The organism is Mucilaginibacter sp. P4_G9 (assembly GCF_056400985.1).
On record NZ_JBFUKF010000032.1, the window covers coordinates 1 to 25,856 of the forward strand.

Here is a 25,856-nt window from a genome sequence, read left to right on the forward strand (position 1 = left end):
ATAGTACACATCCCTGCGATCTGGGTTATAACCGTAACTTTCCTTTGCCGGGATGCTGGTATAATTTAATGCGGCTATTGAACTCACGTATACAATTCTTTTAACCCCAGCCTCTGCGGCTGCTTCTATCATGTTCCTGGTGCCACGGATGTTTACATCATAAATTTCTTTTTGGGGATCTCTGGCCCAAAGCTTAAACGCGGCGCCTACGGCATAAAAGGTATCTACACCTTGCAGTGCCCTTACCAACGATTGCTTATCAGTAATGTCTGATTGAACCACTTCACAATCCAAACCTTCAAAAGGTTTTTTATTATTAATGTTCCTTACCGAAGCACGTACCGCGATGCCTTTGCTGATAAGGAGTCGTACTAAATTGTTGCCGAGATGCCCATTTGTACCGTTAACCAATGATAGTTGCTGATTTTCCATTTGCTTATTTTTTAATAATTAATGGGTCAAATCTGCCAACTATAAAAGCTAATCCACTTGACAAATGTTAGGAAAGTATCCGTTTGCGGATACGGCTCAAACTTTCGGGTTTCATGCCCAAAAACGAAGCTATGTATTGCACCGGTACATGGTGGATGATAGCCGGATAGTTTTCGATAAGTTTTTTATACCGCTGCTCTGCTGTTAATGTGGCAAGTTCTTTTGAACGGTTCTCGTTGTAAGCTATAGACTGCTGAAATACTTCAATACTGAAATCTTTAAACGCTGCGCTTTTACTGGTTAGCCTGTCTAAATTGGGTTTTGTGATCCTAAGCAATTCACATTCCGTAATGCATTCTACACTTTCATCAGCTTTAGTTTGATTAATAAAATGAAAGTAAGAAGTTAAAAAGCCCGGGGGACAATTAATATGAGTTGTTATTTCGTCGCCATTTTCATTGTAATGAAAAATACGCATAAAGCCTTTTACAACAAAATACAAGTATTGGGGTATGTATCCGGCTTGTTCAACAATTCTGTTTTTAGGCAACAACACCGGCTCAAAACATGCTTTGCATAAATCATTATCAGCTGCTGTTAGCGGTCCCTTTTGAGATATTATATTTAGTAAGTGCTTGTGCATACCACCAAGTTATCAATAAATAACACGATTCTGCCGAAGGATCTTGTGTTGCGGAAAAGCATTTCACGGGTAAGTATTCGCATATTCGTCCGCTCCGCGGAATGAAAACTTCAATCTCAGTTAACCAATTGCTTTTTGAACTGATTGGGGCTGATACCGGTTTCCTTTTTAAAAAGCCTCGAAAAATAGGGCAGGTTTTCGAACCCGAGCTGGTAGGCTATTTCAGATACGCTTTGGTCATCGCCCATGAGGCGGTTCTTGGCTTCGTTTACCAGGTAAATATGGATCAGGTCGATGGCGGTTTTGCCGGTTTCCTGTTTCAGCAGGTCGCTCAGGTAACGGGGCGATAGGTTGAGGCGCGATGCCAGCGTGCTTACCGTGGGCAAGCCCTGGGTAGCCAATAAACCGTTTTTGAAATAGCCAGCCAAAGCATCATTAAATTTCGACACCGTTTTGCCCCAAATCTCGCGCCGGTTTATAAACTGGCGCTTGTAAAACCGTTGTGAATATTTAAGCATCGAATCAATGTGTGTAAGCATAATATCGCGGCTGTACTCGTCGGTATTGTTGCGGTATTCGGCATCTAATTTATAATACAGGTCCCACATGGTTTGTTCTTCCTGCGGCGAAAGGTGCAGGGCCTCGTTGGCCTCGTAATCAAAAAAGGCGTATTTATTGATCTCGGTATGCAAAATATGACCGTTCAGAAAATCCTCATGGATGAAGATGACAAAGGCATCGTCTTCATATTCAACGCTGTTAAATTCCATAATCTGGCGGGGTTTTACAAACATCATGCTGCCGTTATCATGATCGTACCGGGTGCGGCCGTACATAATAACGCCCGACTTGAGCTTTTTAAACCCTATCATATAAAAATCGGATGTAAACTCCCGGTTGCCGAACGAACAGGTATGTACGCATCTTTGTACGCTGATAAGCGGGTTCTCGGGCGGGGCAAAGCCGTTGAAGCGGTGCATATCGGCTAAATTTTTAAAATGCTGCATGATCAAAAAAAGGTTAAACAAATTTACGCCGAATTTCGGCGTAAATTGTGTCAGTATAATACCATTAAATATTTATTTACCGTGTGCTGCTGCCGATACCTCGCTCCAGCTATCCCACTCGGCATAACGGCTTTCATAAACCTGTTTAATCCAGGGGTAAGCCTGGCTGCCCAGGAATAAACGCAGCGGAGGGTTTTCACTGTCGATCAACTTTAGCACCGCATCATTAGTTGCTTCGGGAATACCAAAAATATCATCGGTTAAGCCAGCCTGGAAAGCGGCCCGCAAGCCATCATACTCCGGCATCTCGGTGGTATGTGCCGATGAAGCACCTGCCCAATCCGTGGCAAAACCGTTAGGCTCTATCAGCGTTACGTTAATGCCAAAACCCTTTATCTCGGCAGCCAGGGTTTCGCTTAAGCCCTCTACCGCAAATTTTGATGCATTGTACAGGCCCAATACAGGCAACGTAACCAAACCCAACGCGCTCGAAACCTGGATGATGTGGCCGTGCCCCTGTTGGCGCATTACAGGTAATACCGCTTGTGTAAGCCATAGCAAGCCAAAAAAGTTGGTCTCCATTTGTTCGCGGGCTTCCTGCTCGGTAGTTTCTTCAACGCTGCCAAATAAGCCGTAACCGGCGTTATTGATCAACACGTCAATACTGCCAAAATGTTCCTTTGCTTTATTGATGGCCGCGAAACCGGCAGCACGGTCGTTCACATCCAGTTGCAGGGGTAAAATATTGTCGCCGTATTTGCTTACCAGGTCATCCAGGGAACGCAGATCGCGGACTGTTGCTATAACTTTATCGCCGCGTTGCAATAATGCATCGGCCCATAATTTACCAAAGCCACGTGAGGCGCCGGTAATAAAAATTGTTTTTGCCATTGTTTTGTTGTTTTAATTATGACACAAATGTAGAGTGCCTTTCGCCGCCCGATTTATACGGAAGTGGGGAAGAATGATACATTTTTACGTAGGTGAGGGTGGATGGTAATGGGAGTGTCATGATGAGGGGGAATTTGATAAATGCTGTTCCCCGGGCCTCCAATGTCAGGAAGTCAAAAAGGTTTTTCACGCAAAGACGCGGAGACGCAATTGATTTGCTTATTTTTGATTTGGGCCTTAGCGTTTTTGCGTGAAATTATCTCAGGCTGTTTTAACAGCATTAGAGAGACCCCGCGGGGACGGATTATGAAAAACGATGCAAATGAAACGGTAGCCGTAGCTAACCGCTGTGCCGTTTCTTAAAATATAAAATCAATGATTCATGAATGATGCTTCGACTAAAGTTCCTTCCCCTGATTTGCCGGGAGAAACTGCCACTCAATATGATCAATTCTTTGGTCCGTTATACTTTGAACCGTATGCGATAGAAGTTGCAAAACGAATTGACCCGGCCCCGGTTTCTATCGTACTGGAAATTGCGGCCGGCACAGGCCGTGTTACCCGCCATATCCGGGAACGCATTCCATCCCCGGCAAAACTAATCGCTTCAGATATTAGCGAGGATATGTTGGCCGTAGCCAAAAAAAAATTAAGCCATCTTGATATCGACTGGCAAAATATAGATGCCCAACGACTTCCTTTTGCCGACAATAGTATCGACATGGTTATTTGTTGCTTCGGGTATATGTTTGTTCCGGATAAGCCAAAGGCATTTGCAGAAGCATACCGGGTGCTAAAACCGGGTGGCTTATTTTTATTTACAACCTGGGATAAGCTGGAGAATAACGCTGCGTCCTATTCCTGCAGAACTATAGCACAGCAATATTTGGACGAGCCATTGCCCGAATCTTATAATCTTGCAACCTCGATGAGTGATGAAGCTGTGATAACACCATTATTACAGCATGCCGGGTTTGCAAAAATATCAATTGAAAAAGTACAACTTTTTGCCGTCAGTCCAACCGCAAAAGAAGCAACAAACGGTCTTGTAGCGTGGGGGCCTATTTATGAGGAGATCAAAAAGCGTAATCCTACCTGGATAGACGAGATAAAAATTAAGGTGGAAAAAGAACTTGCCGAAAAATTCGGAGCTGCTCCCATGATTGCTCCAATAAGCGCTGTAATCAGCCAGGCGCGGAAATAGTCAGTGTACTAATAACTTAACACTAATTGCTTGAACTCCCTGTAACACAAACGAACGTAACCGTACGGTTATGAACAGTGAAGTTCGAAAAAAAACTATATAAACATTTTACAATCAATAAGTTAAAAAAATGGCATGATTTTGTAATGCAATTGGTTCAAAACATTATAGCTATGCTGAAGAACTATATTAAAACCGCCTGGCGAAACCTGTTTCGCAATAAGTTCTATTCGCTGATCAATATTGCGGGGCTCACCGCCGGGTTGGCTATAGGCATTTTGATATTGCTTTGGGTACAGGACGAATTAAGTTTCGATAGCTTCCATAAAAACGCCGATAACATTTACCGCGTAGAGCTTTTTGGCGGCACAGGCGCCAGTAAACAGATATGGCAAACTACGGTGGCGCCTATCGGCCCATTGGCTAAACAGGAACTCACCGATGTGCAGGAGCAGGTGCGCATTACTCCCAACTGGTTCTTCTCGCTATATAAATACAAGGAAAAAGTTTTTGGCGAACAAAACGTAGGCTTTGCCGATCCTTCCCTGTTCAGCGTGTTTGATTTTCCGCTTATTGAAGGCAATACCGCCAGGCCATTCCTTAATGATAACTCGGTTGTCATCACCAAAAAAACAGCGAAAAAATATTTTGGCACCGGGGATGCTTTAGGCAAAGTGATTGTGGCAGAAGGCAAGGAAAACTTTACCGTGAGCGGCGTTATCAACGATTTTCCGCTTAACTCCAGCATCAGCTTTGATATGATTATGCCCATGAGTTACCACATTAAATATATACTGGTAAACGGCAAGGTGGATGCGAACACCGATTTCAATAATTACTCCTATCAAACCTATTTTAAACTAAAGCCGGGCGCATCGTTAAAAAAGCTCTCGGCCGACCTGTTTAAGATCCACATTAAGCACCGTGCCGAAGATACCGATGCCGACTACCTGTTGCTGCCTATCAATAAAATTCACCTGTACAATGCCGACGGCACCGATCACGGCATCCAAACGGTGCGCATTTTTGTTATTATAGCCCTGGTTATTTTACTGATAGCCTGCATCAATTATGTAAACCTTTCCACCGCTCGCTCGCTATTGCGCGCCAAAGAGATTAGTATGCGTAAAATTATAGGGGCGGCCAAAATGCAGCTGTTTATGCAGTTCCTGGTCGAGACAGCCCTACTGTTCCTCATCGCCACGCTATTTGCCGTGTTCGCCATATACCTGCTCATGCCGGTATTTAACCAGCTGGCCGGCAAACAACTGGTACTTAACCTGCTCAATCCGCATATCTGGCTCATTATCATCATCACGGTGGTAGCTACACTGGCCTTATCCAGTATTTACCCGGCCATGCTGTTGTCATCCTTCGAGCCTTTAAAAGCCCYGAAGGGCAAAATAAACGGGAGCATTAGCGATGCCCTGTTCCGTAAAATTCTGGTGGTGGTGCAGTTTACCTTTTCGGTAGTACTCATCGTAAGCACACTGGTTATCACCCAGCAATTAAAATACATCCAATCAAAAAATTTAGGGTACGATAAAAGCCATGTTTTTGGGGTCTGGATGCGCGATGCGTCAAAACATTACGATGCCGTGCGGGCCGAGCTTTTAAAGCAGCCCGGTGTAGAAGGCGTAACCCGTGCAACCAGCAACATCATCAGCAGCAGCATGATCTCGGGCGATAATTCATGGGATGGCAAAGCACCGGGCCAAACCTTTATCCTGCACCCCATGGGGATAGATAAGGATTTCATCTCGTTTTTTAAGCTGAAAATGCAGCAGGGTGCCAGCTTCAGCGGCGCTGTAGCCGATTCGGCCCATTTTATCCTCAACGAAGCAGCCGTAAAAGAGATCGGCCTTAAAAACCCCATCGGCAAGCGCTTCCGTTTCCAAAGAACCAACGGCACCATCATTGGCATAATTAAAGATTTCCATTTTGCCAGCATGCGTGAAAAAATTGCACCGGCCATCTTTTTCTACAAACCAGTCGTTTACCAAAGCCTGTATATTAAAACTACTACCAATAAAGCCGCGGCTGCTATAGCAGCCGCCGGCGTTCAGTTTAAACAATACAATGGCGAATACCCTTTCAGCTATAACTTCCTGGACGATATTTTCAATAACCTTTACCAGGGCGAGCAACGCGAAGGCACCCTGTTTAACTACTTTGCAGGCATGGCCATATTAATATCCTGCCTGGGCCTGTTGGGCCTTGCCGCCTACACTGCACAGGTACGCACCCGCGAAATTGGTGTACGTAAAGTATTGGGCGCATCGGTTACGGGCGTTATTGGCCTGTTGGCTAAGGATTTCATCAAATTGGTACTCATTGCCATTGTTGTAGCTACACCCCTGGCCTGGTACGCCATGAACAACTGGCTCGATGCCTTTGCCTACCGCATCCCTATTCACTGGACGGTTTTTGTACTGGCCGCGTTTATAGCTATCGTTATCGCTTTTGTTACCATCAGTTTTCAATCCGTCAAGGCAGCGCTGGCAAACCCGGTGAAAAGTTTGAGGAGCGAATAAGGTGTTTTTATCATATACGGTTTATGCAAATCCCGGATGTTTAATTGCAACCGGGATTTTGTATTTTAGGCTGGGGGCCTGTCGCCTCGCATAAACGCAGCTCTGGGAATTACGACTTACATTGTGCAACCGCTGGTCTCTACGAGCCGCCTTGGACGGAAGACTTCCTGCCATTTACCCCCGACATAAAAAAATTGCAAATAAATTTGCGCAACTCAAAAGTTGCATATATATTTGCAACCTGCAGGTTGCTTAATTGAACATTACAAAATGAAACAAGACATATTCCAGGCCATAGCTGACCCGACACGCAGGGCTATTTTAACTTTAATTGCTATCCAGGCATTAACACCAAATGCCATGGCCCAAAAATTTGATATGAGCCGACAGGCAGTATCAAAACATATTAAAGTATTACACGAATGCGATTTGATTAAACCCGAGCAGAGTGGCAGGGAAATTTATTATCACTTTAATGCAAAAAAAATGCAGGAATTCGATAACTGGTTAGCCCAATTCAGGCAAAGCTGGGAAACTCAATTCAACCAACTCGACCAATTATTATCAACAATTAAAAAAACAGAAAAATGAACAACGATTTGCTATTTGATTTTAACGTTGACAAAGCAGCGAAAACGGTTTATATAACCAGGGAATTTAATGCCGGACAGTCTTTGGTATGGGATGCCTTTACCAAAGCCGAACTGCTTGACCAATGGGGCGCACCTGCACCCATGCGAGCCAAAACCAAGTATATGAATTTTGAAGTAGGCGGGCGGCGATTTTACGCGATGATAAGCCCCGATGGGCAGGAACGTTGGTCGGTGCAGGAATTTACATCGATTACCCCGAAAACCAATTTTAAGATGTACAACGCGTTTGCAGATAAAGACGAAAACCGCGAACTGCCTGGTTCTGAGTGGGATTATAATTTCAGCGAACAAAATGGAATAACCAAAGTGGACATTACCATTTTTAATGAATCGTTTGAGCGATTGGAGAAATTATTGGAGGGCTTCAAAATAGGCTTTACCATGACATTAAAAAACCTGGAAGATCTGTTAGCAACTTTATCGCAGAAATCATAAGCAGAAAATTGTCAATCCTATTGACAACGGGAATACCGAAGAAATTAAGCACAAAAAATCAACWATTTAAAAATAAAATTATGAGAACAATTAATCCCTGGATCAACTTCAACGGAAATGCCGAAGAAGCATTCACTTTTTACAAATCAGTTTTTGGCGGAGAGTTTACAAAGATCATTCGTTTCGGGGACCTATCGGGGCCTGAATTTCAGGTGACAGAAAATGAGGCCAATAAAATAATGCACATTGCCTTGCCGCTTGGCAAACACAATCTACTAATAGCCAATGACGTTCCCGAATTTATGGGACGGGTAAACGAAGCCGAAAACCGGTCGAAAATATCAGTTAGCGCAGAAAGCCGTGAAGAGGCAGACAAAATATTTAACGGCCTGTCAGCAGGCGGAGATGTGGAAGGGGAGATTGGCGACAGTCCATGGGGCACATACGCCGGAATGTTTAGAGACAAATATGGTATTGAATGGATTGTGGAATTTGACCCCAAATTATAAGGGATAAATTTGACCGAAGACCCCGCTTTAGCGCAAGCTTACAATTACCTTTAATTGCAAAAACGCTTAAAGTTTACGAAGCCCGTTTACCTACGGGCTTTTGCATTTAATAATTACTTGCTCTCCACCACCTCACGCAATTTTTCAAAAGTACTCGTCCAGCCGGCTAAGTAATTGTGGGCCGATGCCGAGCCTACGCCGTTGTGCTCAAAATGCATCAGCGTACCTGCATCGCTTTGCTGTAACCTAACCACAACCTGCGATGTTACCCCCGGCTCGTTTTGCCAGCACCAGGTAAAGCTGAGTTCATGGGGTGGCATAACCGTTAAATACGTACCAAAACAAGTATGCGCTATACCGCTACTATCCCTGAAACTTACCCGGAACGCTTTGCCGGGCCGCGCATCAACTTCGGCGCTAAGGCCCTGGCCATCCGGGTCCGACCCAAACCATTGCAGCATGGTGGCGGCATCCGTCCAGGCATCCCATATGGTGGTTATGGGGGATTGGAAGGTGGTTTGGATGGTGATGCTGTCGGGGGGCATTGATTAACGGGTTTGGGAATCTAAAATAAGGAAAAGAAAATTGTGTAAAGAATGCATTGTGCAAGGCAAGGTGCGTTGGTTTTAGAATGTCACAAGTCATCTACCCGCAGACAGCCGCACAAGACTGTGCTAAAGTGGGGAATAACAAACCGGCGAAAGACTTACGAAGTTTTAAAAACTTCGTAAGTCTGGGATTCTACAACACGTCATGGGCAGCCTGTCGAAGCATAGCGGGCAATGGCCTCTCCGCACGAGTCTTCGACAGGCTCAGACTGACAGGCCTTTATATCTTGAAAAGCGAATACGCCATGGGCACGAGCACGGGACCTACCTTTTTATAATCTTCCGAACACTTATGGAGACAACTCCAATAATGGCAGGCCTTATTCAACCAAGACAGGGCATTTTTCCCCGACAATTTGCTTTCGGTGTACAATTCCCCAATCTGTAAGATTACTGATGATGGTTTGTAGCGTATTGCCGTGTTCCGTTAGTTCATATTGAACCGTTATGGGTTGTGTATCTAAAACGGTTCGTTTTACCAACTGATTTATTTCCAATTCCTTTAATTCTTTGCTCAACATTCTGTTAGAAATTCCTTCGATATCATTCAAAATATCGGTAAATCTCCTTTTACCGTAACAGCAAATAGACGAGATAATAGAAATCTTCCATTTCCCATTCAGCACGTCCATTGAATCCTGAACGGCTCTCATTCTTTTCTTTTGTTCCTGTTGAAACTCTTCTATTTTACACCCCATTGTTACTTTGTTACCTCTGTGTTACTGTTATTTATCGGTATAAAGTTACTAAAAATAACTTCGGTAGTCTACCTTTGTCGCTCAATCTTTAAAAAAAAGAAATGATGAGTAGATTAAAAAATAAAGTAGCGGTTATTACAGGTGGTAATAGTGGCATAGGATTTGGCATTGCCCAGGAATTTAAAAATGAAGGCGCTAAAGGAGCTATTGTCGGCAGAAATCAGGATACTTTAGATAGTGCTGTGGCTCAGCTTGGAGATAATTTTATAGCCATAAATGCCGATGTAACCAATCTTGCCGACCTGGAAAGGGTGTTTGCAGCAACAACTGAAAAATTTGGTAAAATAGACGTGGTTGTAGCCAACGCGGGTGGTGGAACTGTAGGAACCGTGGCCACTCTTGACGAAGCCGACTTTGACAAGACAATTGATTTAAACCTGAAAAGTGTTTACTTCACTGTTCATAAAGCATTGCCCTATATGAATGATGGTGGCTCTATTATTTTGATTGGGTCAAATGCAGCGCATCGGGCATATCCGAATTTTACGCTTTATGGTGCTACCAAAGCGGCTGTGATCCATTTTGCAAAAGGATTTTCAAGCGATCTTTTAGGCAGAAAAATCAGAGCAAATGTTATAACACCAGGTACAACAGATACACCAGCATTTGACAAGTTTGTTCCTGCAGAACAAATTGATGCTATAAAAAAACACTTTGCAAGTGAAATGCCGATAGGCCGAATTGGGCAACCATCTGACATTGGTAAAACAGCGGTTTTCCTGGCCTCCGATGATTCTTCGTTCATGCTTGGTGCTGAACTCCTTGTTGATGGTGGTATGACCTATTTGTCTAAATAATTGCCCCCAGGCGGGCTCGGGTTTGTAACTCGTGTCATTATATAATTAAAATAATTTTCAAAATGAGAAAATCAGAAAACAGCGTAGCGAGCTACGCAATTATCGGCTTCGGCAACATCGGCAAGGCCCTGGCCAGGGCGTTTGCCCGCAAAGGCATCGAAGTATCTGTTGCAACCACGCGCGACCCGGAAAGCTTTGCATCCGATGCCGCCGCGATTGGCCCTAAGATCATTCCCACAACACTGGCGGAAGCTGTCAAGGCGGACGTCATCTTTTTGGCTGTGCGTTTTGAATCGCATCCGGATGTCGCAAAGGCGCTCCCCGCCTGGCAGGGGAAAATCATCGTCGATGTGACCAATGCCTACGGCGTGCCCCCTGAGAAGCTGGGAGGACAGCCTTCTGCCAGCTTCGTTGCGCAGGCCTTCACCGGTGCAAAACTGGTTAAGGGCTTCAACCATTTGACCGCTGCCATTCTTGACCAGGATCCGGCCGTACATGGTGGCAGGAGAGTCGTGTTTCTTGCGAGCGACGATGACGGCRCAGCAGCGGAGATTGGTGCGCTTGCGGAAAATCTCGGTTTCGCACCAATCCAACTTGGCGGGCTTTCGGAAGGCGGACTGCTTGTGCAGGCGCGCGGAAATAGCTGGGGTAAGCTCATCTTTCAAGACTTGATTAAGTTCGACTGATAAATCGTAATCGCAAATTTTGCTGCGATCCTGCATCGTGGACAAAGGGAACCACAGTTTGACTATAAATTTCTTTTAAATCCCTGTTTCTTCAGGAAGCAGGGATTTTTTGTTGAGAATGTGAACTTTTGGCCCGACACCTAATATGTTCATCTTGATACGGATAAAAATCAATTCGGGCTGCCACTCGCTAAATACCCGAACGGATGCCTGAATAACGATAATTAGATGGTCAACATTCCGCTGGTTGACCAGGTGGCTTATCGCCATATAAGCGTAAACATGTACTGGATGCCTGCCTACCATATAAAGCGATGTTTGTTTTTAGTCTTTTATCAGGCGCTTTTGAGTAAATTGCGAATAATTATATACTTGAACGATGTCCAATTTTGAAGCGCTTTTCGATTACATCCAGGAAATATCAGGCAAACTGCTTTCAGAGGATGATAAGCATCTGTTGATGGCACATTTCAAACCCAAAAAACTTCGAAAACGGCAATACTTTTTACAGGAAGGAGACGTATGCAAATATATTGGGTTTATTGTAAAAGGATCTGCCAGAACCTTTACGGTAGATGAAAAAGGGCATGAACATATATTGAAATTATCTTTGGAAAATTGGTGGCTGGCCGATTTTGAAAGCTTTTACCTGTTAACGCCAAGTCGCTTTAATATTGAAGCGCTGGAAGACCTGGAGGTTCTGCAATCAACCAATGCTCAAATTGAGGAGTTTCTTAAGGATATACCTGCATTTTCGGCAATGGCGAACGTAATCAGTCAGAATAACACTATTGCAACCCAGAAAAGAATGCAGGCCGCTATGAGCTATACGGCTGAAGAGCGTTACGAGGATTTGGTTAGCAATTATCCGCATTTTTTAAAGCGGTTCTCACAAAACATGATCGCTTCTTACCTGGGTTTATCCCCGGAAACTTTGAGCAGAATACGGAAAAACTCTTTTAAATAAATCCTTATGCAAGGATGAAATTCGGTAACCAAATTAAAATAGCGTTTTAGTTTTTTACCCGAACAGGAGCATCCCATAACATGCCCGCAAACCACACGCTTTAAGATAGCTTTTCCACAAAGCGGCCGGCTTTTCAATTGCCGCTTCAGACACTCTCATCGATATACTTCCTGAATGCAAAAAGAGTGCTTACCAACGCAAAATATGCCGCTGTGACCGGTCTGGCTTTCTGCTGCTTTGGTTTTTTGCCGCTATCTTAAGTTGCTTTTTTACAATTAGTTATCCAATTATCGTGATCTAAGTCACCATCCTGGGTTGACCTAAATCAAAGGTACTTAATGATTCATGTCAATAAACAGTCCGTCACGCGGCTATATCTTTGGATGTACTTCAGAACGGAAAATACACCTGAAGAATTTGAATATATTAACATATAAAAATGATGAGTAAATTAAAAAACAAAGTAGCGGTAGTTACCGGTGCTTCAAAAGGAATAGGCGCATCTATCGCAAAACATTTTGCGGCAGCAGGCGCAAAGGTAGTTGTGAATTATGCTTCAAGTAAAGAAGGCGCGGATAAAGTGGTTAAGGAGATAACCGACAATGGCGGCATAGCCATTGCAGTACAGGGCGATGTATCCAAAGAAGCCGATGTAACCGGGCTGTTTGAAGAAACCAGGAAGGCATTCGGCACGTTGGATATTTTGGTAAACAACGCGGTCTTTCAGCAATTTTTACCTATTGAACAGGCATCGGCAGATGCTTTTCATCAGCATTTCAACGTCAATGTTTTGGGGCCTGTACTTACTATCCAGGCATCTTTAAAACTGTTTGGCGATAGGGGCGGCAATATCATCAATATCAGTTCGGGTGCAAGCAAATCGCCGATGGCGGGAGTCTCGTTGTACTCTGCAACTAAAGCTGCGTTGGATGCCATAACCATCTCTTTGTCGAAAGAACTGGGTGCAAAAAATGTTCGTATCAATTCTATTTTGCCGGGCGCTACAGAAACAGAAGGTGCAACCAATGCGGGTGTAACTACGGGCAGTGAGTATGAAAAAATGTTTATTGCCAATACACCGCTTGGTCGCAGAGGCCAGCCCGAAGATATTGCAAAAGCTGCGGTATTTCTTGCTTCCGATGATGCAGCCTGGATCACGGGCGAGCAAATTTCCGTTTCGGGTGGTATGTATGGTTTTTAATTCATAAGCTTTTGTCCCCTCAGGGTCTCTCGCAGAGGACCCTGAGGTATCCAAATGTTTGTATATTTACGAATGGCCGTCAGAACTAAACATGAGCAGGAACACGATACCTGGTTTATTTCATTTGCCTGTTTCAACTGGATTCCGCTGTTTGAGATAACCCAGTCGTACGATATCGTATACAAGTGGATTAAACTCATTCGGGATAAATACGATGTACAAACCCATGCATTTGTGATAATGCCTAATCACGTGCATATCATTGTGCGAACTCCCGATATAGGTGTCGATCTTAACAGGATAATGAGTAATGGTAAACGTTTTATGGCTTATGAGCTTGTGGAACGACTAAAATTGGCAAATAACTCAATTATCCTTGATCGACTAACCTCTGCCTGCACCGACCGCGAAAAAGCGAAGGGACAACTACACAGAGCATTTGAACCCTCGTTTGATGCTAAGCCTATTTTTACCACGGCCTTTTTATATCAGAAGATTGATTATATCCATCACAACCCCGTAAGTGGCAAATGGGGCTTATGCGCCGATTTTACAGCCTATCCGCACAGTAGCGCCGCCTTTTATTACCTGGGGAAACCACATGACGTTGTGGCGATAAAAGATTACCGCGACTTTTGGGTAGATACAGCTTTAGTACTACCGCAGGGTCCTCGTTGAGAGACCCCGCGGGGACATAGGGAATTACGATTTGCGCTGTGCAGCCGCTGGGTCCTCTCCGAGAGACCCCGCGGGGACATAAATATTAAATACTAATGATTGGTTTTCAGTAAGTTAAATTCGTATTTTGATAAATTTTAATATATTTACTATAAATTTAATTCCTAAACTATGAAAAAAACTATCCTTTGCTTTTCCATGGTAATAGCACTGTTTTCCTGCAAAGAGAAAACCTCCAAGACAATAGTATCGGAAAAAACAGCCCCGGATACTGTCAATAAACCGTCTATTGATCAGCCCATATTGCGTGAAAATGTATTGACCGCTGCAGAGCAGGCAGCTTTGAAACCTGATGATGTAATTACTGCTTTAAAAGAGGGGAACAAACGTTTTACAAACAATAATCTGACATTGAGAGATCATTCAGCTATGGTAAGAAATGCGTCAGAAGGACAATATCCAAAAGCTGTAATACTATCATGCATAGATAGCCGCGTACCGGTTGAAGATGTATTTGACAGAGGTATTGGCGATTTGTTTGTAGCTCGTGTTGCAGGTAACTTTTCAAATACTGATATACTGGGAAGCCTTGAGTATGGTTGCAAGGTATCAGGAGCCAAAGTAATATTGGTTCTGGGTCATGAATCATGCGGCGCGGTAAAAGGAGCCATTGATAATGTACAGCTTGGAAATATTACACCAATGCTGGCTAATATAAAACCGGCAATTAAAAAGGTGAAAAAATTTGCGGGCGAAATGACTTCTAAAAATCCCTTATATGTGGAAGCGGTTGCAAAAGAAAATGTTCTGAATACAATTGAAACTATTAAATCCCAAAGCCCTATTCTGAAAGACATGGATTCAAAGGGAGAAATAAAAATTATAGGCGGATATTATGATATCCATTCTGGTATTGTAGTATTTTTATAAATACGGGCTGCGGGCTTTGTACATGCTTTACCGAAAGGTCCCGTTTAGCTTATGGTGCGGTGAAAAACACCGAGCGTGACTGAATTAGGTCGCTTGCTTTTTTAATGCTGCGACAGCTTTCCTGGCGTTCAGTTGCTTCAGCACACGAAACTGTTTACCTGCCTGCTCATTGTAATTTTTAAAGAATGCTTCCAGCTGGCTGATCATATCTTGCGGCAAGTCGTCCATATCTTTGATCTTCGCATAAACTGCAGACTTTTCCGCTACACCAAGATACCTGTCGTTGCGTATCGTTTCACCCTCTCCTTCGGTTTGTTCACATTGCAGCGCGCCGACAATGCGGCAGTCGACCTCCAGGCCCGGGAAGCCGCTGATCTCCGAAAGGATGATGATATCCAGCGGATCGCCATCCTCGCCTTTCGTGCCGGGGATCATGCCGAAATCATATGGAAAAACGAGGCCCGCCGGCAGCACCTTGCTCAACTTGAACGTATGTTTAAATTCATCATAGTTCAGCTTGTGGTTGATGCCCTTCGGGCATTCGATCATGGCGGTAATTGTTTTCATGTCAGAAGGTATTTTGTGCTTTTTGACTCAGCTCGTCTTTAACTTTAGCCGGTGACTTTGTAGTTTCACCTTTGTCTTTCATCACCTTCAATTTATTTCTTCAGACAATAAGCCCCTTGCGGGGGCCTAATTTGACTCGCTTATTTGTCTTTCAGCTTTTTTTCGACAGCGGACCGTTGGTTGCTTCCCGCCGATTTTTTAGCCGCCTGCACCGTCTTGGCAGAGGTCCCGGTCTTGTTGGCTTCGTAATTTAACTCATGCGGCTGTTCGGATATCGAACGGCGCTCTACTTTAGTGCCTCTCGTTGTCATAACATTGCTTTTTGATGTACCTGAATAACAAGTCGCGAAAAAGATGGTTTATTCTTTTTTTAATTAAATTTAGCTTATGGTCGGTGTTTTCACCGCACCATTCTACCGAAAGATCTCGTTTTCCGAAAAAACCTGACCCCTGCTATTCGGTACGTACCCATGTCTTACTTTGTAATGTGTAGGCCAATTGCAATACACAGAGGCATTGGTTGGTGTGGTGAAAACACCGACCAGAGGCTGAACTGTAATAAGTATAGCAAAACTTAACTTTGCCGCGGTGACGCTTTTCTGGCGCCCTGGTCATTTTTTATCCCAAAGCCTTTTGCTCAGCACCCGGTCCATGACCTGCTCACGGTAGCCCCTGCTGATGGGAATACGGCTTCCACCTATAAACAGTTCGGCTGCTTCGATGCCGTCTATTTTGCTAATGGCGGCGATAAAAGATTTATGTACGCGGATAAAGGCCGTTGGGGCCAGCTTGTCCTCCAGGCTTTTGAGCGAAAGCATCGTAACATATTTACCTTTAGTGGAATAAATAGTTACGTAATTTTGCATGCCCTCGACGTAGAGAATGTCATCAAAAAATATCTTTTCGTATTTGCTGCCGCACTTGATAAAGAAATAATCTTCCGCTTGTTTAGCGGAATCACCGGTTAACAACTTATAATAATCCCTGGCTTTGGCGGCGGCTTTAAAAAAACGTTCGAATGTGATGGGCTTGAGCAGGTAATCCAGGACATTTAATTGAAAGCCTTCCAGCGCATAAGAAGGATAAGCGGTGGTGATTATCACCATCGGCGGTTTTTGCAGGATCTTCAGAAACTCGATGCCGTTCATTTTCGGCATCTGTATATCCAGGAGTACCAGGTCGACAGTTTGCCTATCGATCAGCGGCAGCAGTTCCAGTGGGTTTTCGCAAACACCGCCCAGGTTCAGAAAATCAACTTCCCTGACATAGTTGGCCAAGCCTTCCCTCGCCAATGGTTCGTCATCAATTATTACACAGTTGATCATTTTATTCAGCTATTAATTGTGCAGAAGGGGATATTTCTAATTGAGACAACTGCAGTTCCAGTTTCACTACAAAGCTTTCCGGGTTTTTCTGAATATCCAGTTTGTATTGCCCGGGATAGATCAGGTCGAGCCGGCGCTGTACATTTTTTAAACCGATACCTCCGTAGTTGATCACGTCATACGATCCATTCTCAGATGTACTGTTGGCAACCGTTAAATGAAGCTGTAGCCCGGTTACCGCCAGATCAATATTGATCCAATTGGGTTGTTTTTTATGCTTGGATACGTGTTTAAAAGCATTCTCCACAAAGGTCATCAAAACAAATGGTGCTACGCCCATACCCGGCGAATGGGCTTCGTTTAAATTGAGATTAACTGCTAAGTTTTCATTCTGGCGCAGCTTTTCCAGCTCAATAAAATTTTCCAGGTAGGCGATCTCTTTTTCCAATGGGATCTGCTGGTCGTTACATTCATAAAGCTGGTGCCGCAGTAGTTCAGAAAACTTCGCCAGTGAGGCCGAGGCCATATCCGGGTTTTTATGGATCAGGAAGAAAATGGAATTGATGCTGTTGAACAGGAAATGCGGGTTGAACTGGTATTTAAGAAATTTTAATTCGGTTTCCAGCTTTTCCTTTTCCAGCGCCTGGTGCCGTCTTTGCGTTTCGAGCCAGTTCTTGGTGAGTTTGATGCTCATGCCCAGCGTAATGGCGGCTATGGTGTTTGTTAAAGGGCTCCCCTTTGCAGCGTTATAGAAGCTGTTCCAGCTCCAGGTAAGGCCGAACATTTTTTGCGCATTACTGCCAGCCAGCCATGCGCTGAGGAAATAGCCTGGCACGATGAGCAAGGAAGAAGCGACGACCGTTAATGCCAGGATAAGGATGTACAAGCTATAGCTGCCTTTCTGCAGGTAACGCGGGATGAGAAAATACAAGTTGAAATAGACCGCGAAAGCGGGAAATATGGTGTAAAAGAATGATTTTACAAAAAAGACCGAAAAGAACATTTCATGGGCGGCCTCATAGAGACTGCCTACAGTCAGCGCCCAGAACACGTAGTTATACAACATCCAGAATGGGATGTGGTAAATCTTGTATTTAATAAACCAGTTTTGAGAAGTCGTCATGGATGGCATAATTAATAAAGTTACGGCTATTCCGTTAATAAATACAGGCCGATATACCAATGGCCGCTTTTAATTGACGAAATACACCGGGCAAAGGATAACCGGCAGATTACCCTGTTTCAATCACCGGCGACATTGATTCGTGCCATTTCATGCGCCTGGTCATTTAGCGGCCGCAGTTCATCAATCGGATTTTTGCGTGCCGCAGATGAAAACTTCCTTTGGAGTATGAAAACGTTATTGCTCATCCTTTGCGGATTGCTGTTAAGCACTATTGCCCAAAGCCAGGTCAGCGGTACGCTTACGGATACCAATGGCAGCCCGGTACCATTTGCCACTGCGGTATTGCTGAAAAGTGCAGACAGTACGCTGGTGCGTTCGACGGCCTCGGACGAAAAAGGAGGTTTTAGGCTTAGCGCTGCACCATCCGGCACTTATACCCTTAAAATTAGTTGTATAGGCTATATGGACTATTTTTCACCGCTGATTATCCGCGATCCGGCTTATGATGCCGGAACGATCCGGCTAAAAACAGCTGGTAAACAATTGGGCGAAGTGGTGATCCGTTCCAGCAAACCCCTGGTACAGCAAACCGCAGGAGGCTTGGTGGTCAATGTACAGAACAGCATCCTCACCAACGGCAGCTCGGTTTTGCAGGTGCTTTCACGCTCACCCGGCGTTATGGTTGACCCCCAGACCAACGGAATTAGCCTGAATGGGAAAAGCGGGGTCATGGTTATGCTGGACGGCAAGTTACTGCGCCTGTCTGCCGACCAGGTGGCCGCCCTGCTGAACGGTATGACGGCGGATGATATAGACAAGATCGAACTGCTTGCCACACCGCCCGCAAAATATGATGCGGATGGCAATGCCGGGCTAATCAACATCCTCACTAAAAAAACTAAGCAGCCCGGCACCAGCGGTTCGGTAACTGCTTCGGCAGGGTATGGTAAAGGCGATAAAGAATCTGCCGATATTGATCTGAACCAAAATAGCGGTAAAGTTAGCCTGCACGCTTCTTATAGTTATAGCCACGACCATAGCTATGCTTTACTACTGGCGCAGGGCACAAGTAACACGCCTATCATTGGCGGGCAAAACACTTTTTATTACAATAGCCAAAGTAATACCGTATCCAATTATCAGGGCTTTAGCGGTGGCCTGGATTATCGTCCGGGTGCTAAAACCACTATCGGCGGCGGCGTTTATTATAGTATCAGCTCTAATCAAAACGGCAGTCATAACTTTGGCAATTACGCGTTGGCCGATACCAACCTGGTGTTCGATTCGCAACTGGCCGGCACCAGTCATACGCGCTACCTGCACCCCAGCCTTTACCTGGAGAAAACCATTGGTAACGATCAAAAGTTTAATGTCAACCTGGATTATTTTGGCCTTCATAGCAATGGCCCCACACAGGTGCAAAGCAATTTCAGTGATAGCCTGTTTGCATCACGCCAGCGTAACCTGGCCAATGCCCGCATCCATGTATTTGTCGCTCAGTTAGATTATACCAATTCTTTTAACAAGCGGCTGCAACTGGAAACCGGTTTAAAAAGTACCTACACCCGTAGCAAAAGCACATCTGCCCTTGAAAACCTGGTGGGTGACCACTGGGTATCGGTCGGGGCAGGCACCTCGAACGACCTGGCTACCCGCGAACTGATCGCTGCAGGTTATGCAGTGCTGATCTGGAAACCCGACAGTTTAACCAGCCTGTCTGCAGGGGCCAGGTACGAATACTCGCGCAACGCGACCGATCATTCGCTCAATGCGCAATACTTTGTCGACCGCCGGCTGTCTAAAATGTTTCCGGCGATGTTTCTTAGCCGGAAGCTAAATGCGACAGATGAACTGCAATTATCCTATACCGAGCGCATTAGCCGCCCATCTTTTGCCGATCTGGCTTCTTATGTGTCTTATAACTCTCCAACCTCTGTATTTACAGGCAACCCGGCGCTAAAGCCGACCATCACCCATAACTTAAAGCTGGCTTATAACGTAGGTGACTACTTGTTTTCCCTTTTGTACAGCCATGACACCGACCCTATCCAGGGTGTGCAGGGCGTTCCCGGCCCCACCAAAGGGCTGGTTTACCTGATGCCTGAAAATGCCAATTGGCAGAATAACCTGGCTGTGCAGGCGACCATTCCGGTCAAAATTGCAACCTGGTGGGAGATGAACTATAACCTGAGCGGCGGCTGGCACAAATACCGGATCACCTATTTCCCGGAATTGCTGGAGAAAAGCTATTTCAGCTATTCCCTGAATTTTACCGAAAGTTTTAAACTGCCAAAGCGCTATGCCCTTGAACTGTCGGGCTATTATAACTCCTCATCCTATAACAGCAACTCCCGCTCGAATGGAAATGCCATTTTCAACATGGGTTTTAAAAAAAACCTTGAAAAGGATCATGGTAGTTTTCAGTTAAGTGTATCTAATATTTTTAGCGCCGATATTTATCGCGGCCACCAAGGAGCGCTAATTGCTGATGCTTTTAACAACGTTGTGGATGTCATTTATCATGGAGAATCCGGCTTCCGCCCTATCATCAAGCTATCTTACAGCCGGTCATTTGGTTCGAACAGTAAAAAAGCTTCCCGCAATAATAACGGGACAAAAGAAGAACAGCAGCGGCTTTGAACTCAATGAAGACGGGTTCGTCACTATTTTTAATAAAATGCGTCGTGGGTGCGACAATAGTTGAAATATTTGATAACATCCGCAAAATTTACCGCGTCAGCAATGCTTGTCCCGGACTGGCGGAGTATATCGAGTTTTTTTAGCTTATGGTCGGTGTTTTCATTTTAGCGCAGGTCTTGTGGGGCATTGAGCGATGGGTGACCTGTGCTTCACGGTACGTGTCGTAAAATAAGTCACAAGTCATCAACCCGCAGGCAGCCACACAAGACTTGCGCCAAGGGGGTGGCATTGCTCCAATTATTCAGCAATTTATAAGTTACGCTTTAGTATACATGTCGTTACTTAAGCATATTTGTATATCTTATTTATCTGTTAAAACAATCCAATGGCCTCCATTACTCTGCAGGCTTCCATTGCGTTGCTTACGTTCAATTTTTGGAATATATTTTGCCTGTGCCTGTTAACGGTATGAACGCTCAGCGATAGCTTGTCAGCAATTTCCTTACTTCTCCGACCAAGCTTGATCAATTGTATGATCTCTTTCTCGCGTAACGAAAGGAGCTCTGAAATTTTGTCCTCGCCGGTATCAATTATGGCACCTGTTTGTGTATTTATGATCAGGCCGTCGGGCGCGTCAAAACCGGGATAGTCATAAATTACATTATAAAGGCAAAGTGCTAACCTGATGCTGCCATCTTCAGAACTGCTGATATAGATAACACGATGCTTTACAAGGATATTTTTACCATCAGCGCTTCGCACTCTTAGCTTGGCTATCACTTCATAACCCGAACGATCAGCTACCTGCAATGAATTAAGGAACTGGAAAAAACGTAGCTCAAGCCTGTACTTTTTTTGCAGGTCCCCGGTATGGATCAGGCTTAGCAATTCATCTTCCCAAATAGAGCTGATCTCTGCCTCCTGTTGCCGCAACCCAAGTTTGCGGGCCATTGCGCCGTAATATATGTAGCTTTTTCTTGCTTTCATATCACTCAGCACACTGATACCACTTTCCAGTATTGTATACAACCGGGCAATTTGCCTGGCACTATCCAATGGTAAAGCTAAACCCGGAGCCTTATCAAATGACTGCGATAACAACTTTATATCAAGCAACCCGCGTATGTTATCCATGATTTAGGAATGGTTATAAATCGCCATTTAACGTATATAAAACACTTAATAACTTTACGAACATACAAATTTGATTGGTTAATTAATAAACGTACAGTAATTGCGAACAAATGAAAAAACTATTTATTGTCCTATTCTTACTCCTGAGCATTAACAAAATGAAAGCGCAAAATCTTGAAAAATTGATTTGGTTTAATGAACCGGAACATTGGGAAATCAAAAACAGCAGCCTGATCATGCAGGTCACACCTAAAAGTGATTACTGGCGTATTTCTCATTACGGTTTCACTGTTGACGATGCGCCGTTTTATTACGGCAACTATGGAGGAGAGTTTGAAGCTAAAGTTAAATTAACGGGAGCCTACAAAGCCCGGTTTGACCAAATGGGTTTGATGATCCGTACAGACCATGAAAACTACATCAAAACAGGGGTAGAATTTGTAGATGGCAAATTTAATGTAAGCACGGTTGTAACCCACACTAAAAGCGATTGGAGCGTGACTACGCTTGATAAGGTACCGCCTTTTATCTGGATCAAAGTGGTACGCAGGCTGGATGCTTTAGAGATATTTTACTCTCTCGATGATAAAACTTATATAATGACCCGCAATGCTCCTTTAAAAGACAATGCACCTGTTATGGTAGGCTTGATGGCCGCCTGCCCGGACGGCAATGGCTTTGAAGCTAAATTTGAACATTTCTCGGTTAAACATCTGCCTGATCAACGCAGATTAGAGTGGCTTAAAAATCACCAATAAATTATTTTAGCTTATGGTCGGTGTTTTCACCGCACCATTCTGCCGAAAGGTCTCATTTTCCGAAAATGCTGATCACTGCTATTCGGTACGTACCCATGTTTTACTTTGTATTGAGCAGGCCAATTGCAATACACAGAGGCATTGGCTGGTGCGGTGAAAACACCGACCAGAGGCTGAAATTGATTTTCGTCCGGTCAGATTATTACTTCACCAAATGAACACGGGTAATGTATTTATCATAAAAACTGGGGCTGGCTACAGGACCTTCTGTCCAGTAATACAATTCATTAGCCTTTGATGTAATGATCGTATACTTAAAATCATTTAATGGATACCAATTACCGTTGGAAAGATGGGATGCGTTGGTAATGCTAATTGCGGCGTCTGAGATCGTATAGTTAAATTTAGTACTAACCACTCCTGATGCTTTAAAACTGCCAGTTCCATCCTCGTTTAAAATTACATATTCCGGTTTAGTCATATCGTATTTTTCAGTGTTAGTATCCATAAGTTTTGTACCCCCGTAAAATTCAAAAACGCGGTAATCAACCCTCCATTCTCCAATAATTTTGTTTGTGTTTTTTTCTGAGGAATCTTTTTTACAAGAGTAAAAGCTTAAACCAAGGAGTGTAATAAATAGTAACGCGTAAATTTTTTTCATGAAAAGGTTTTGGCTAAAATAAGGAATTTAATAATATTTAGCTTGCGGCCGGTGTTTTCATTTTAGCGCAGGTCTTGTGTGTGGGGCTTTGAGCGATGGGTGACCGGTGCTTCACGATACGTGTTGTAAAATAAGTGACAAGGCAAATCAAACACAAATTATAGAACGTATTTTTGAAATTACCAAAGACTTATTATATTAAACAATGGAATACAAGATTCTCTTTATGTCACCTTATGAAGAAGTTGATGAATCAAACGACAATGTGGATATAAAAGTTGCGCTTTCATCTAACATAGTATATTCCGGGACTTTATTTACTTTATCAAATATTCGATATTTATTAGAACAGTCTGACTTATTGTGTTTTCATGCTGAAGATATGATTATTGTAAAAGATCTTACCTATTTTACAATAAATGAGTCGATAAAAAATTTAGTAGAAAAAAATTTAATAGAATCGTATATGTCGATGATTGGAACAGTAAAACAAGTTTTTACAAAAGCCAATGGCTACCATGATCTGAAAAATTTCTCATCTCCTTTAAACGGCTTTTATAACTTAGAAATGTAAATAAGTCACAAGTCATCAACCCGCAGGCATCCACACAAGACTTGCGCCAAGGGGGGGGGCGTAAAACGAGTCACAAGTCATCAACCCGCAGGCTGCCTCACAGAACTTGCGCCAAGGGGGGCGATGCTGTCATGATATGTCTTAAGTCTAATTTCATATAGGCTTAATAACTGAATATTTCTTTTATATTTAACGACTGAATACTAACCTTATCAAATAAATGTTAATAGAAATTTTGCTATCTGTGCTAATAGTTCTGGTATTAGCAACATTCATAACCGTTTTACTAAAAAATCGCGAACAGAACAATCAACCGATTTTAGATTCCCTCTTTAAGATCGACCTTACGTTAACTAAAGTTGAACCTGCCTTAAGGGATGAGGGAACCCGTAGCCGCGAAGAAAATCAAAATTCCTTTATGGCTAATAGGGAAGAATTAAATAAATCATTTAGGCTATTAGGAGAAACACTATCGACCACTGTAAAAGACTTATCTGACGCACAAAAGAACCAGTTTGAGATTTTTTCTAATCAGCTTTCTAATTTAACAAAGTCATTTGACGAAAAAACTAAAAACCTACAAGATCAACTCGAAAAATCGGCTAAAGATAACAGAGTTGAGCAAGCAAGTTCCCTTAAATCTTTCGAAGAAAAATTTGCTAACAATGTAAAAGATTTTAATGAAACACAAAAAAGCCAATTTGAAATTTTCGCTAAACATTTATCGGAGTTAGTGAAATCGTTTGATGAAAAAACTAAAAACCTACAGGAACAGCTTGAGAAATCAGCAAAAGATAATAGGATTGAACAAACGAGTTCTTTAAAATCATTTGAAGAAAAATTCACTCAAAATGTAAAAGATTTCAATGATTTGCAAAAACAGAAGTTTGACGATCTCATCAACAGACAAGAGCAGGTTAAAAAAGATACTGAAGAAAAACTTAAGGAGATTAGGGAGACGGTAGAACAAAAATTACAATCTCTTTCTGAAGATAATACTAAAAAACTTGAAGAAATGCGTAAAACAGTTGATGAGAAACTTCATGAAACTGTTGAAAAGCGCTTTAATGAATCTTTTAAGATGATTAGTGAGCGCTTGGAACAGGTGCATAAAGGGTTAGGCGAAATGCAAACATTAGCAACCGGAGTTGGTGACTTGAAAAAGGTTTTAACGAATGTAAAAACACGCGGCGGACTTGGCGAAATTCAATTGGGCGCTATATTGGAACAAATATTTTCTCCTGACCACTACGAACGAAATGCAATTGTAAAAGAGGGAACTCAAGAACGTGTCGAATATATAATCAAGCTTCCAGGTCAAAATGAGGATAACCGTCCTTTGCTACTGCCAATTGATTCTAAGTTTCCGAACGAAGACTACCAACGGTTGATTGAAGCATATGACCACGCAAGCGATATTGATCAGGCTTCAAAACAATTTGAAAATTCTGTCAAAAAATGTGCAAAAGACATTAAAGACAAATATATAAATCCACCTACAACTACGGACTTTGCTATCATGTTTGTTCCGACGGAAGGTTTATATGCGGAAATAATAAGAAGAACCGGACTCTTTGAATCCCTGCGTAAAGATTATAAAGTCACTGTGGTAGGACCAACTAACTTAGTAGCTTTTCTTCAAAGCTTACAAATGGGATTTAGAACTCTTGCGATTCAAAAGCGCTCCAGTGAAGTGTGGGAGGTGTTAGGCGCTGTCAAGACAGAGTTTGGAAACTTTGGTGATATATTAGAAAAAACCAAGAGGAAACTGCAGGAAGCTACAAATACAATAGACAAAGCCGGTGTTCGTTCAAGAGCAATCGAGCGTAAACTAAAAACGGTTCAAGAGTTACCTAAACAAGAAACAATTGCTATTTTAGGTGAATCTATCGAAATTGAATTAGATAGCCAAATCGAAAAAGACGCTGATGAAAAATAATCTAAAGACTAAGTTTGATAGATATTAAAATTTTTTTTGGAAAAGAACTTATTATCTTAGTAGGAATTAACTAAACACTTACACTCCGATCTTCAATTCTCTTTCTGCAATGGCCAATCCTTATTTATGTTTGGGCTTTGGTGTTTGGGAGAAGCATTGCTGACACTCTATTCTCAAACCTTATTCAATTAAATTGTAC

At 43.2% G+C, this 25,856-nt stretch carries 27 protein-coding genes; 15 read left to right on the forward strand and 12 right to left on the reverse strand.

Features of this window, described 5'->3' with window-relative positions:
* The 4 genes from AC1DPZ_RS05280 to AC1DPZ_RS05295 form a co-directional block, all read right to left on the reverse strand.
* Positions 1 to 432: NAD(P)H-binding protein (locus tag AC1DPZ_RS05280; protein ID WP_477401739.1), on the reverse strand; the 432-nt coding region annotated here is incomplete at its 3' end.
* A gap of 67 nt (positions 433 to 499) precedes the next feature.
* Positions 500 to 1,075, reverse strand: a complete 576-nt coding sequence (locus AC1DPZ_RS05285) for a Crp/Fnr family transcriptional regulator (RefSeq protein ID WP_477401741.1) — start codon at positions 1,073 to 1,075, stop codon at positions 500 to 502.
* Positions 1,076 to 1,191: 116 nt separating this feature from the next.
* A complete protein-coding gene (locus tag AC1DPZ_RS05290) occupies positions 1,192 to 2,082 on the reverse strand; it encodes a helix-turn-helix domain-containing protein (protein WP_477401742.1) in 891 nt (296 codons plus the stop codon).
* A 72-nt stretch (positions 2,083 to 2,154) separates the two neighbouring features.
* Complete coding sequence (locus AC1DPZ_RS05295; RefSeq protein WP_477401743.1) at positions 2,155 to 2,973, reverse strand: SDR family NAD(P)-dependent oxidoreductase; 819 nt, start codon at positions 2,971 to 2,973, stop codon at positions 2,155 to 2,157.
* Between the two features lie 382 nt (positions 2,974 to 3,355).
* Here AC1DPZ_RS05295 and AC1DPZ_RS05300 point away from each other — a divergent pair, with 382 nt between their 5' ends.
* The 5 genes from AC1DPZ_RS05300 (at position 3,356) to AC1DPZ_RS05320 (ending at position 8,308) form a co-directional block, all read left to right on the forward strand.
* Entirely contained in the window at positions 3,356 to 4,177 is an 822-nt protein-coding gene (locus AC1DPZ_RS05300; protein WP_477401744.1) for a class I SAM-dependent methyltransferase, read from the forward strand.
* A gap of 77 nt (positions 4,178 to 4,254) precedes the next feature.
* Positions 4,255 to 6,711 (forward strand): ABC transporter permease, encoded by a 2,457-nt coding sequence (locus AC1DPZ_RS05305; RefSeq protein WP_477401745.1) that lies wholly within the window; start codon positions 4,255 to 4,257, stop codon positions 6,709 to 6,711.
* Between the two features lie 270 nt (positions 6,712 to 6,981).
* Positions 6,982 to 7,302 (forward strand): ArsR/SmtB family transcription factor, encoded by a 321-nt coding sequence (locus tag AC1DPZ_RS05310; RefSeq protein WP_477401746.1) that lies wholly within the window; start codon positions 6,982 to 6,984, stop codon positions 7,300 to 7,302.
* Entirely contained in the window at positions 7,299 to 7,799 is a 501-nt protein-coding gene (locus AC1DPZ_RS05315) for an SRPBCC family protein (protein WP_477401747.1), read from the forward strand. Before AC1DPZ_RS05310 ends, AC1DPZ_RS05315 begins: the two co-directional genes overlap by 4 nt.
* Positions 7,800 to 7,879: 80 nt before the next feature.
* Entirely contained in the window at positions 7,880 to 8,308 is a 429-nt protein-coding gene (locus AC1DPZ_RS05320; RefSeq protein ID WP_477401749.1) for a VOC family protein, read from the forward strand.
* Between the two features lie 113 nt (positions 8,309 to 8,421).
* Here AC1DPZ_RS05320 and AC1DPZ_RS05325 read toward each other — a convergent pair whose 3' ends face one another.
* Positions 8,422 to 8,853: an SRPBCC family protein gene (locus tag AC1DPZ_RS05325; RefSeq protein ID WP_477401751.1), complete on the reverse strand. Its 432-nt coding sequence runs from the start codon at positions 8,851 to 8,853 to the stop codon at positions 8,422 to 8,424.
* Between the two features lie 383 nt (positions 8,854 to 9,236).
* Positions 9,237 to 9,614, reverse strand: coding sequence for a winged helix-turn-helix transcriptional regulator (locus tag AC1DPZ_RS05330; RefSeq protein WP_477401753.1), 378 nt, complete (start codon positions 9,612 to 9,614; stop codon positions 9,237 to 9,239).
* A gap of 101 nt (positions 9,615 to 9,715) precedes the next feature.
* Here AC1DPZ_RS05330 and AC1DPZ_RS05335 point away from each other — a divergent pair, with 101 nt between their 5' ends.
* The 6 genes from AC1DPZ_RS05335 to AC1DPZ_RS05360 all read left to right on the forward strand — a co-directional run bounded on the left by AC1DPZ_RS05335 (position 9,716) and on the right by AC1DPZ_RS05360 (position 14,933).
* Positions 9,716 to 10,471 carry an SDR family NAD(P)-dependent oxidoreductase gene (locus AC1DPZ_RS05335; protein ID WP_477401754.1) on the forward strand — a complete coding sequence of 252 codons (756 nt, stop codon included), beginning with the start codon at positions 9,716 to 9,718 and terminating at the stop codon, positions 10,469 to 10,471.
* Between the two features lie 62 nt (positions 10,472 to 10,533).
* Positions 10,534 to 11,157, forward strand: a complete 624-nt coding sequence (locus AC1DPZ_RS05340; protein WP_477401756.1) for an NADPH-dependent F420 reductase — start codon at positions 10,534 to 10,536, stop codon at positions 11,155 to 11,157.
* 379 nt (positions 11,158 to 11,536) lie between these two features.
* The gene (locus tag AC1DPZ_RS05345; RefSeq protein ID WP_477401757.1) at positions 11,537 to 12,124 is read left to right on the forward strand and encodes a Crp/Fnr family transcriptional regulator; all 588 of its coding nucleotides are present in this window, start codon (positions 11,537 to 11,539) and stop codon (positions 12,122 to 12,124) included.
* Between the two features lie 439 nt (positions 12,125 to 12,563).
* Entirely contained in the window at positions 12,564 to 13,325 is a 762-nt protein-coding gene (locus AC1DPZ_RS05350; protein WP_477401759.1) for an SDR family NAD(P)-dependent oxidoreductase, read from the forward strand.
* Positions 13,326 to 13,397: 72 nt separating this feature from the next.
* On the forward strand, positions 13,398 to 14,003 hold the full coding sequence (locus AC1DPZ_RS05355) for a transposase (protein WP_477401760.1): 606 nt from the start codon (positions 13,398 to 13,400) through the stop codon (positions 14,001 to 14,003).
* Positions 14,004 to 14,174: 171 nt separating this feature from the next.
* Positions 14,175 to 14,933, forward strand: a complete 759-nt coding sequence (locus AC1DPZ_RS05360) for a carbonic anhydrase family protein (RefSeq protein WP_477401761.1) — start codon at positions 14,175 to 14,177, stop codon at positions 14,931 to 14,933.
* An 84-nt stretch (positions 14,934 to 15,017) separates the two neighbouring features.
* Here the strand turns inward: AC1DPZ_RS05360 and AC1DPZ_RS05365 are convergent, their stop codons facing one another.
* The 4 genes from AC1DPZ_RS05365 to AC1DPZ_RS05380 form a co-directional block, all read right to left on the reverse strand.
* Positions 15,018 to 15,500 (reverse strand): inorganic diphosphatase, encoded by a 483-nt coding sequence (locus AC1DPZ_RS05365; protein WP_477401763.1) that lies wholly within the window; start codon positions 15,498 to 15,500, stop codon positions 15,018 to 15,020.
* A 140-nt stretch (positions 15,501 to 15,640) separates the two neighbouring features.
* The gene (locus AC1DPZ_RS05370) at positions 15,641 to 15,811 is read right to left on the reverse strand and encodes a hypothetical protein (RefSeq protein ID WP_477401764.1); all 171 of its coding nucleotides are present in this window, start codon (positions 15,809 to 15,811) and stop codon (positions 15,641 to 15,643) included.
* A 300-nt stretch (positions 15,812 to 16,111) separates the two neighbouring features.
* Positions 16,112 to 16,825 carry a LytR/AlgR family response regulator transcription factor gene (locus tag AC1DPZ_RS05375; RefSeq protein ID WP_477401766.1) on the reverse strand — a complete coding sequence of 238 codons (714 nt, stop codon included), beginning with the start codon at positions 16,823 to 16,825 and terminating at the stop codon, positions 16,112 to 16,114.
* A 1-nt stretch (position 16,826) separates the two neighbouring features.
* On the reverse strand, positions 16,827 to 17,948 hold the full coding sequence (locus tag AC1DPZ_RS05380) for a sensor histidine kinase (RefSeq protein WP_477401767.1): 1,122 nt from the start codon (positions 17,946 to 17,948) through the stop codon (positions 16,827 to 16,829).
* 228 nt (positions 17,949 to 18,176) lie between these two features.
* Here AC1DPZ_RS05380 and AC1DPZ_RS05385 point away from each other — a divergent pair, with 228 nt between their 5' ends.
* Entirely contained in the window at positions 18,177 to 20,591 is a 2,415-nt protein-coding gene (locus tag AC1DPZ_RS05385) for an outer membrane beta-barrel protein (RefSeq protein WP_477401769.1), read from the forward strand.
* Between the two features lie 372 nt (positions 20,592 to 20,963).
* Here the strand turns inward: AC1DPZ_RS05385 and AC1DPZ_RS05390 are convergent, their stop codons facing one another.
* On the reverse strand, positions 20,964 to 21,725 hold the full coding sequence (locus tag AC1DPZ_RS05390) for a response regulator transcription factor (protein WP_477401771.1): 762 nt from the start codon (positions 21,723 to 21,725) through the stop codon (positions 20,964 to 20,966).
* Positions 21,726 to 21,835: 110 nt separating this feature from the next.
* Here AC1DPZ_RS05390 and AC1DPZ_RS05395 point away from each other — a divergent pair, with 110 nt between their 5' ends.
* Entirely contained in the window at positions 21,836 to 22,483 is a 648-nt protein-coding gene (locus AC1DPZ_RS05395; RefSeq protein WP_477401773.1) for a DUF1349 domain-containing protein, read from the forward strand.
* 202 nt (positions 22,484 to 22,685) lie between these two features.
* On the opposite strand, the gene AC1DPZ_RS05400 is transcribed toward AC1DPZ_RS05395, so the two are convergent.
* Positions 22,686 to 22,991 carry a hypothetical protein gene (locus tag AC1DPZ_RS05400; RefSeq protein WP_477401774.1) on the reverse strand — a complete coding sequence of 102 codons (306 nt, stop codon included), beginning with the start codon at positions 22,989 to 22,991 and terminating at the stop codon, positions 22,686 to 22,688.
* A 358-nt stretch (positions 22,992 to 23,349) separates the two neighbouring features.
* Between AC1DPZ_RS05400 and AC1DPZ_RS05405 the strand changes: the two genes are divergently transcribed.
* Together AC1DPZ_RS05405 and AC1DPZ_RS05410 are read left to right on the forward strand one after the other, a co-directional pair.
* The gene (locus tag AC1DPZ_RS05405) at positions 23,350 to 23,718 is read left to right on the forward strand and encodes a hypothetical protein (RefSeq protein ID WP_477401776.1); all 369 of its coding nucleotides are present in this window, start codon (positions 23,350 to 23,352) and stop codon (positions 23,716 to 23,718) included.
* A 220-nt stretch (positions 23,719 to 23,938) separates the two neighbouring features.
* Positions 23,939 to 25,657 (forward strand): DNA recombination protein RmuC, encoded by a 1,719-nt coding sequence (locus AC1DPZ_RS05410; protein ID WP_477401777.1) that lies wholly within the window; start codon positions 23,939 to 23,941, stop codon positions 25,655 to 25,657.
* Positions 25,658 to 25,856: the final 199 nt, after the last annotated feature.